Annotated in this window: 9 protein-coding genes; 3 read left to right on the forward strand and 6 right to left on the reverse strand. The window is 43.3% G+C overall.

Annotated elements, in window-relative coordinates:
- The 3 genes from ACP45E_RS08075 to ACP45E_RS08085 form a co-directional block, all read left to right on the forward strand.
- A partial coding sequence (locus ACP45E_RS08075; protein ID WP_347229976.1) for a TRCF domain-containing protein occupies positions 1 to 614 on the forward strand: 614 nt, incomplete at its 5' end.
- Between the two features lie 52 nt (positions 615 to 666).
- Positions 667 to 1,485 carry a peptidoglycan binding protein CsiV gene (locus tag ACP45E_RS08080; protein WP_017037019.1) on the forward strand — a complete coding sequence of 273 codons (819 nt, stop codon included), beginning with the start codon at positions 667 to 669 and terminating at the stop codon, positions 1,483 to 1,485.
- A gap of 76 nt (positions 1,486 to 1,561) precedes the next feature.
- Entirely contained in the window at positions 1,562 to 2,113 is a 552-nt protein-coding gene (locus tag ACP45E_RS08085) for a GNAT family N-acetyltransferase (protein WP_017037018.1), read from the forward strand.
- A gap of 86 nt (positions 2,114 to 2,199) precedes the next feature.
- Here ACP45E_RS08085 and ACP45E_RS08090 read toward each other — a convergent pair whose 3' ends face one another.
- From ACP45E_RS08090 to ACP45E_RS08115, 6 genes are all read right to left on the reverse strand, one after another.
- Positions 2,200 to 3,489: an NAD(P)/FAD-dependent oxidoreductase gene (locus ACP45E_RS08090; RefSeq protein ID WP_017033850.1), complete on the reverse strand. Its 1,290-nt coding sequence runs from the start codon at positions 3,487 to 3,489 to the stop codon at positions 2,200 to 2,202.
- Positions 3,490 to 3,815: 326 nt separating this feature from the next.
- Entirely contained in the window at positions 3,816 to 4,355 is a 540-nt protein-coding gene (gene ycfP, locus ACP45E_RS08095) for an alpha/beta hydrolase YcfP (RefSeq protein WP_017033851.1), read from the reverse strand.
- A 166-nt stretch (positions 4,356 to 4,521) separates the two neighbouring features.
- A complete protein-coding gene (locus ACP45E_RS08100) occupies positions 4,522 to 5,397 on the reverse strand; it encodes a phosphotransferase (RefSeq protein WP_017033852.1) in 876 nt (291 codons plus the stop codon).
- 24 nt (positions 5,398 to 5,421) lie between these two features.
- The gene (lpoB, locus tag ACP45E_RS08105) at positions 5,422 to 6,012 is read right to left on the reverse strand and encodes a penicillin-binding protein activator LpoB (protein WP_017033853.1); all 591 of its coding nucleotides are present in this window, start codon (positions 6,010 to 6,012) and stop codon (positions 5,422 to 5,424) included.
- A gap of 108 nt (positions 6,013 to 6,120) precedes the next feature.
- Positions 6,121 to 6,525, reverse strand: coding sequence for a YcfL family protein (locus ACP45E_RS08110; protein WP_017033854.1), 405 nt, complete (start codon positions 6,523 to 6,525; stop codon positions 6,121 to 6,123).
- Positions 6,525 to 7,955: a COG3014 family protein gene (locus ACP45E_RS08115; protein ID WP_017037017.1), complete on the reverse strand. Its 1,431-nt coding sequence runs from the start codon at positions 7,953 to 7,955 to the stop codon at positions 6,525 to 6,527. Before ACP45E_RS08115 ends, ACP45E_RS08110 begins: the two co-directional genes overlap by 1 nt.
- Between the last annotated feature and the right edge of the window lie 74 nt (positions 7,956 to 8,029).

Consider the following 8,029-nt stretch of genomic DNA (forward strand, 5'->3'; position numbering starts at 1 on the left):
CTCACGACCTTGAAATTCGGGGGGCGGGTGAACTGTTAGGTGATGAGCAGAGTGGTCAAATCCAGTCGGTTGGGTTCAACCTCTATATGGAAATGCTAGAGCAAGCCGTCGAAGCGCTGAAAGAGGGGAAAGAACCCTCTTTAGAAGAGCTACTACGGGACCAAACAGAAGTCGAAATGCGGCTACCGGCCTTGCTTCCCGATGACTATATCCCGGATGTGAATACTCGCCTATCGATGTATAAGCAAATTGCCAGCGTCAGTAATGTGGATGAGCTAGCGGAATTGAAAGTAGAACTTATCGATCGCTTTGGCACATTGCCAGACGCTACGAAAAACCTGCTCTCAATTGCAGAACTTAAGCTTGATGCTGCCGCGATAAAAGTGAAGAAAATCGAAGCGCACGAGAAAGGGGGATACATTGAGTTCTATCCCGATGCTGACATTAATCCGATGTTTTTGGTTAAACTATTACAAGCTCAGCCACAAAAATTTACTATGGAAGGCCCAACTAAGCTTAAGTTTACGGTACCATTGGTAGATAGGCGTAAACGGGTGAGCTTTGTTGTGGACATGCTGTCTGAATTTCAGCAGAACGTTCTTCCTAAAGTATAAGTAGCCTTTGATTATTTAAAATTAGTTATTGTGACTAATTGATGGAGTTAAAATGAAAAAACTGATCCCACTGCTGCTCTTTTTGGTTTCGATGCCGACATTGGCTGAGAGACAATTTGATATAGAAGTGATCATTTTTAAACGTGCTGTCGACGCCGAAAAAACCAGCGAGTCTTGGCCAGTATCGTTACCTGAGCTTGACCTCAGTAGAGCAGGTAAGTTTTCCGATTCAGAGTTTCGTGATATCAAAAAGGTATCCATGCTTCCTTACGGTGAATATCATCTGACTGATCAAGTTCAGTCATTAAAAAAGCATGCCGGATTCGACGTTCTTTTGCATAAAGCATGGCGACAAGGCGATCAAGGTCGAGGTTCAGCTCCGGTGTTTCATATTCAAGCGGGTAGCGACTATGCCGCCAGCTTTAACCCAGATGGCTCTGAAAAGATTGCGTTTAGTGAAGTCTCACCCGTAGAAGGTGTTATTGAAGAAAACTTTGATCGTCCTTTGTACGAACTGGAAGGTAAACTTCAAATTTATGTTCAGCATTATCTCTATGCGGAAACACAATTGGATCTCAAAAGCCCAAGCATTAGAAAAGTGGCGTTTGAAGAGACACAGCTTGACGACGACTTTGATGTACAGCAACTCGAGCAGAATCAGCCCGAGTCAGGGCTAGTGATCTCCGACACTGAAAAAGCGACGGTTTTGGCTGGAAATATGGAAACTGTCTCCCCAACCATCACCACCGAACAGTATTTAAAGAGTTACAGAATGGACCAAAAGCGTCGTATGCGCAGCACTGAAACACACTACTTAGACCACCCATTGTTGGGTATTGTCATTCAAGTCCGTCGTGTCGAGAAAGGTTAATTAATCACGCCCTCTAACGAGGGCGTTATTCTAACTTAAGCAAGCAATTCTAACTTAAGCAAGCAGTAGTGACCTCATGACCCCTCAATTCTCCCTCTCTTCTCAACGCCTGACATTGCGATTGATTCAACCCACCGAAGCGGAGCAGTTTATGCTTTGCGTTGGTCGTTCAAACTCGCTTCACCAGTGGGTTGACTGGTGCCATCCACACTTTTCATTACAAGAAAGTGAGCGCTTTCTACTCGCTACTCGTCTTAATTGGGTAAGAGGTGATGCCTATGGGTTTGGGCTATTTCGTCATACCGATGGGGTGTTGATTGGCATGGTTGCGGTGAATGAACTTTATCATACTTACAATATGGCCAGTATTGGCTATTGGGTTGCCGACGAACATCAAGGTAAAGGTTATGCCAAAGAAGGAATACAAACCGTGCTTGATTTTTGCTTCGACATATTAAAGATTTCTCGTGTGGAAATTGTTTGTGATCCCAGCAACAAACCTAGTCATTCTGTGGCACAACGCTGCGGCGCAAAACAGGAAACCCTAGCGCGGAATCGTTTTATCTTTGATGGTGAGCCCAGAGATGGCTTGGTGTTTTCAATCATACCAAAAGACATAAATAAGTAGCGACTCATACAAATAACCAAGCTCTAAAGACAAAAAAAGAAGAGCGAACATGCTCTTCTTTTTATTGCGTTCAATCACTCAAGAAATTAGTGAAGTTTTAAGTTTGGTCTTAACACACGGTTAATTCGACCCACTAACATCATTAGCCCTGTTTTGATCGCGCCATGTAACGCCATTTGGTGCATACGATACAGCGAAATATAGACCACTCGAGCAATACGTCCCTCGACCATCATAGAGCCTTTGGTTAAGTTCCCCATCAAGCTACCCACGGTCGAGAAGCGGCTCAGTGAAACTAATGAACCATGATCTTTGTAGACATAAGGTTTAAGCGGTTTGTTAGCGAGCAGAGCAACAATGTTCTTGTACACATGGCTAGACATTTGATGTGCAGCTTGCGCTCTAGGTGGAACAAATGAACCATCTTCTTGTGTGCACTGGGCCAAATCACCAATCGCAAAAACTGTTTCATCACGTGTCGTTTGAAGCGTATCAGTCACCACCAATTGATTGATGCGGTTAGTTTCAAGGCCCGCGATGTCTTTCATAAAGTCAGGCGCTTTAATCCCTGCCGCCCAAACCATTATCTTGGCTTTAATTTTGTCGCCATCTTTCGTCACTAGGCCATCTGATTCGGCTTTCGTGACCATAGTCGTTGTACGTACATTCACGCCAAGTTTAGTCAGTTCCAAGTGAGCAGCACTTGATATACGTGGTGGTAAAGCCGGAAGTATACGCTCCCCTGCTTCGACCAAGTTCACGTTAAGCTTGCTAGAATCTAGATCACCAAATCCGTAAGTACGAAGTTCTTTAACCGCATTGTGAAGTTCAGCAGACAGCTCAACCCCCGTCGCACCTGCACCTACAATCGCAATATCGACGCAACCATTACCATTATTGGCATGAAGCTTCAAAAATTCGTTGTTCATTTCAGTACGAAAGCGATGCGCCTGTTCAGGACTGTCTAGGAAAATACAGTGGTCACGTACTCCAGGGGTGTTGAAATCATTTGACGTTGAACCGATGGCTAAAACAAGGATGTCGTATTGAAGCTGACGACTTGGCATCAAAAGCTCACCCTGCTCATCCTTCAATTCACTTAAAGTAATGCTTTTCGACTCACGATCAATGCTCTCTAAGCTGCCCATCTGAAAATCAAAACAGTGGTTTTTAGCATGGGCGCGATAGCTAAGCGCATCAACACCTGCATCGAGAGATCCGGTTGCCACTTCATGCAATAAGGGTTTCCAGAGGTGACTGGCTTTACGATCAACGAGTGTAACTTTGGCTGTTCTTTTCTTCCCCAGTGTCCTACCGAGCTTAGTGGCTAATTCAAGGCCACCCGCACCACCACCGACGACAATAATATGTGCCATAACAACATTCCTTAATTATGAAAAATACTTCGCTTACCCTGAAATCTTCAAAGTAAAAAATTCGTTCGTGTAGGGTCTGAATCGTTACAAACAACGTTAATTGGGCTTGGTCACGCATAGCGCGAAAGGAAGCAGAGGCTTCTTTAAACTTTTATTGATATTTATCAAATAATTTTTATAAGTGCTATTATATAGATGAAAATCAGGATGGCAACTGAGAAATAGAGCAATGTTGAACGAAGAAAAACGCCATGCGAGTGCACAGCGTTATTGTGGGATGACCTGCAACGACATAATACCCATTAAATAATCTTTCAAAGTATTAATTAACTGTCTTTGAACGTCTTCATTGCTTGAAGGTGCTGAGATATCTTAGCAAATTTATGGCTTTGATTTTCGTCCCAAATAATATCGTAAAACTCTTCAAGCTCTTGAGCGGTTTGCTTATTGTCGTGTATCTCATCACTGGTCGATAGAATCACTAAACAGCGACCTTTATTCTTCAGACGATATTTCTCAATACACTTCGTCGCAATGTCTTCATATTCTTCTGGACGGTCAATTCTACCGGCCATGTTTCGCTCTGGGTGTAAATTAGGGTTAAAAATAACCTGTTTAATACCACACAAGAATCCGATTCGTTCTGCCCAAAACCCGCCTAAGCCAACACCACAAATAAACGTTTTTTCATCTTTAGCTTGCTCGATGACTTTATGCACTTCTTTAAGTAGATGCTGCATGTCATGTTTCGGGTGGAGCGTGCTGTAGTTAATGAATCGGACATCCTCGTCAATAAACTGAAGCTGCAATATTTTCTCGTGATTCCCAGGGCTTGTAGAATCAAATCCATGTAAATATATAATCATAATAACGTTCCCCGTTTTCTCTCAATCTACCACGAAAAGTATGGTTTTAAAGGCTTCCACTTAGAATTACTCTATTCAAACGATAAAACAGTGATCTTGACGCAAGTCTGCATAATAATTCATCAAAAATTCACGCTGTAAATCGGCATATTCAAATATTAAGCGGTTATTTAACGTGAGTGACGCTGCCACCATGGAATGCGGCTATCAGAGATTGAGATTCGATTAAGAATTGATCGTCTCCCCAAAGCTGATAAGCCAGTTGATACCATAACATTGACATCATTTGAATGCGTGGCAGCCAAGCTAGAACACCTTCGACCCAGTCATCCACTCCCTCGATTTCTCGTAACTGGCAGTATCGATATACCGATTCTAAAGGTTGCTGCTGGGCCACATGAATACTCAATGTCAGGTCTAGTCTAGGGTCCGCGATCGATGCGTACTCCCAGTCAATAACCCGATGGCTCGACTCTGTCTTGACCATATTGTAACCAGCCAAATCGAAATGGCATAATGCCGTACCCACATCGGGCAAACTCGGCGCACTTCTATAACGTTGATACAGGGACTTGAGGTCTTCATTCTTATATTTTTCTGCAATCTGCAACCAATAATGATCGACTCTAGCGGTAAAACTGAATGGCGCAACGGGAGCACGCGACGTATCAAGTGAATGAATCGCCACCATGGTTTTCAATAATGAGTCAAAATTCAAGCCAGAGGCGAGCGATTCACCCTCAATCCACTCGACCAGCAAACCATGTTCATTAACAAAAATTGCTTTAGGGCCAAGACGAGAAGATTCAATGGATGAGAGGAGCTGATATTCTTGAATACGAGAAATAGCAAAGGCGGTGGTAATGGGGGTAATTGGTCGCCAAACATAGCAATCGTTGTTGGGCAACACCACTTTCCAACAACGATTGGTTAACCCCCCGGTTAATGTTTGCGCATAGATAGGGCAGCAATTAAAGAAGTGATCTAACGATTGTAGCGACACGTCTAACAGACAAGCTTCTTGCCACGACATTCTGGCCATAGTTCACCTCTTTAATTTGTTCGATCACATACCTAGAAAGCTCTTAGATTCCTGTTTGCGAATCTCAGTTTCATCAGCCCACTCAATTAGGCCAGTTTCTAAATCCATGAGTCGCATGGTCATTTTGTAGTAAACGTCTTTATCACTGCCCGCATTTTTTACGATACTTGAAAGGTTACCGTAAAGCATATATTGAGCGCCGACCATTTTACCAAATTGAATAGCCGTGCTTTGATTCACTAGCTCATCATTGTTCTGAAAGTTTAATTGATCTCGAACCGACTCAACGCGGTCCATATCGACAAAGCGGAACTTACCAGAGTTCAGCATTTTGGTGCTGATCGAATCGGTAATCGATTCAGTATCAATATGTTCTGTTGTTTTGTTTTTGATTCGTTCAACAAAAACGATTGGGCGCGAATCTTGAGTAATGACAGCCACAGAGCCTGACATCATCATACTATCGATCATTTCACCTGCGATGGTTTGCAGATCAGTAGACCCAAAATCAACCGTCGTCGTTTCGACCGCTTGTGAATCGCCGTAACTCACTTTGTTTGAACAGCCACCTAGAATAACCGCTAAACCTAGCAGTACTATGACACTTTTTTTCATGTTGATTCCTTTTCCTCGGTAATGAGAAGGTTTATAACTTACAAAAACAATCCGCACTTAACGCGACATTGCTCTCATTCATTTTGAAATGTATCTGATGCCGTACAGTTAATTGTCTAACTCACGAATTTGTACTCGAAACTGTGTCCCATTAGGATTGATTGACACTTCTGATAATGCGATTGACTCAAACCCTCGCACGATTGCTTTACGCCATGGTGAAAGCTTGGTATTAACTTCTAAACCTTCGTCGTCATACCAGTAGAATCGATACTGCACGTGCTGATCACCGGTATAATTGCTGGTGACCCTTACAACACCTCGTGCACGACCGTCCACTTCTGTTGTCGCGATATCATCAATAACTAAACGCGTACCTAGGACATTATCACCAAAAATGACGTTTTGAGTTGCCCCATCGACCCTAAGTCCTGCAGTATTGTCTGCACAGCCACTGATGAACAATGTCGCGCAGAAAACCAAAAACCAATGTTTCATGACCATCTGTTTCATTACAATCTCCCTAATTGTTTATGCCATACCGTGGCAGCCTCGCCTTGACGTGATACCCAAACCAAAGCTGTTCGACCTGCCTCCAGGTTAAACTTATACTCAATACCACTGACATCAACCACTTGTTCGCCAGCGCTGACAATTTCACTGCTCGATACTATTTCACCAGGGAGCGTTTGCCAGCTTCTTGTATCCGGTTGCTCCGTCAGTTTATTCCAAACATTAAAGAGTAGGTTAACGACATCATCTTCTTGTGCTGCCTCTTTACGTAGCTGATCTTTCGCATACACTCTGAGCGCTTGGCGAATAATCATCGACGGCATTTTTTCAGAGAGATCTCTTTGAGCCATCAAATTAACATCAGCCAATTGATGCTCGGATACGTCTTTGCCATTTAATGTAATCGAACTAAAACGTTGTGAAACATCATTCTCATAATATGGCAGCGCTAAAGAGTACAAAGCTCCGTTACCACGACTGTCATAAATAGGTAAAGTTTGCTTCCAACTTTGCAGTGCTTTAACGACACCTTGTTCTTGCAATACGATGACCCGTGCTTGATCCGCATTGAGTGTGGCTTGCACCCCGTAGGTTTCTTCTAACTGTGCAAGATCACTTCCCATACCCAGCCGCTTTGCTAAGCGAATCGTTGCATCGACGACTTGAGGGTTATCTGGCATCACTGCTAAAGCCCTTCTATAGTCTACATACGCACTGTTATATTCTCGAGAAGTTTCATACAGTAATCCAGACAAGTAGAGCAAATAACCATTTTGCACCGCTTGTAATGTCTCACCCGCATCAGGGTAATTTGACAACACGCTACCTAGATTAGGAGACAACCCTTGAGATTCAATCGAACTTTGTGCGGATTCAAGCTCTGATTGGCGATCTTGTCGAGCTTTTTCTTGAACCTGATTTGCACGGCGCATCTCAATCACAGCGCCTTCAAGATCATTCTCTTTAAGGTAGTTTAAACCTAGGTACAAATGCAAAAACCCAAGCTCATAGTCCGCAGGATAATAGCTTTTTAGGTTATCATTGACGGCGATGGAAGCCACACTGTTGGCCGTCTCGGTGACTGATATTGTCGCTTTATCTTGTTGAATGCGTACTGCATTATCTCCTGCCGTAAGACTGGCTTGGCTCTGCGGGTAATTTTCAGCTAAGAAATAGATTCGACCTTTTTCAAAATTATCCAGTACATCCCCGGCGACAAATTCAGCCAGACTTTGCTCTGCTTTATCATATTGACCGCTCTTCACGGCCTGATACGTCACATTGTGTTGCGCACTGTAGTGACTAAACAAATTACCGGCCGACATATTCGCACAAGCTGTCAAAACCACGGTAAAGGTAGAGACAAGAATAAGCTTGAACACTCGTTTCACAAAAGACTCCCAAATCATGTGCTGAGTTTTGTCACGCATTAGAGCGCGATACTGCGCGAGTTTATACTGAACGCACGATACATACAAAAACATGCATATAAAAACATGCATAT

It is taken from the genome of Vibrio genomosp. F10 str. 9ZD137, from assembly GCF_049974785.1.
Classification (GTDB): Bacteria; Pseudomonadota; Gammaproteobacteria; order Enterobacterales; family Vibrionaceae; genus Vibrio.

Coding starts and splice junctions, on each gene's coding strand:
- ACP45E_RS08080 (WP_017037019.1), top strand. CDS start 667: ATGAAAAAACTGATCCCACTGCTGCTCTTTTTGGTTTCGATGCCGACA.
- ycfP (WP_017033851.1), bottom strand. CDS start 4,355: ATGATTATATATTTACATGGATTTGATTCTACAAGCCCTGGGAATCAC.
- ACP45E_RS08090 (WP_017033850.1), bottom strand. CDS start 3,489: ATGGCACATATTATTGTCGTCGGTGGTGGTGCGGGTGGCCTTGAATTA.
- lpoB (WP_017033853.1), bottom strand. CDS start 6,012: ATGAAAAAAAGTGTCATAGTACTGCTAGGTTTAGCGGTTATTCTAGGT.
- ACP45E_RS08110 (WP_017033854.1), bottom strand. CDS start 6,525: ATGAAACAGATGGTCATGAAACATTGGTTTTTGGTTTTCTGCGCGACA.
- ACP45E_RS08085 (WP_017037018.1), top strand. CDS start 1,562: ATGACCCCTCAATTCTCCCTCTCTTCTCAACGCCTGACATTGCGATTG.
- ACP45E_RS08100 (WP_017033852.1), bottom strand. CDS start 5,397: ATGGCCAGAATGTCGTGGCAAGAAGCTTGTCTGTTAGACGTGTCGCTA.
- ACP45E_RS08115 (WP_017037017.1), bottom strand. CDS start 7,955: ATGCGTGACAAAACTCAGCACATGATTTGGGAGTCTTTTGTGAAACGA.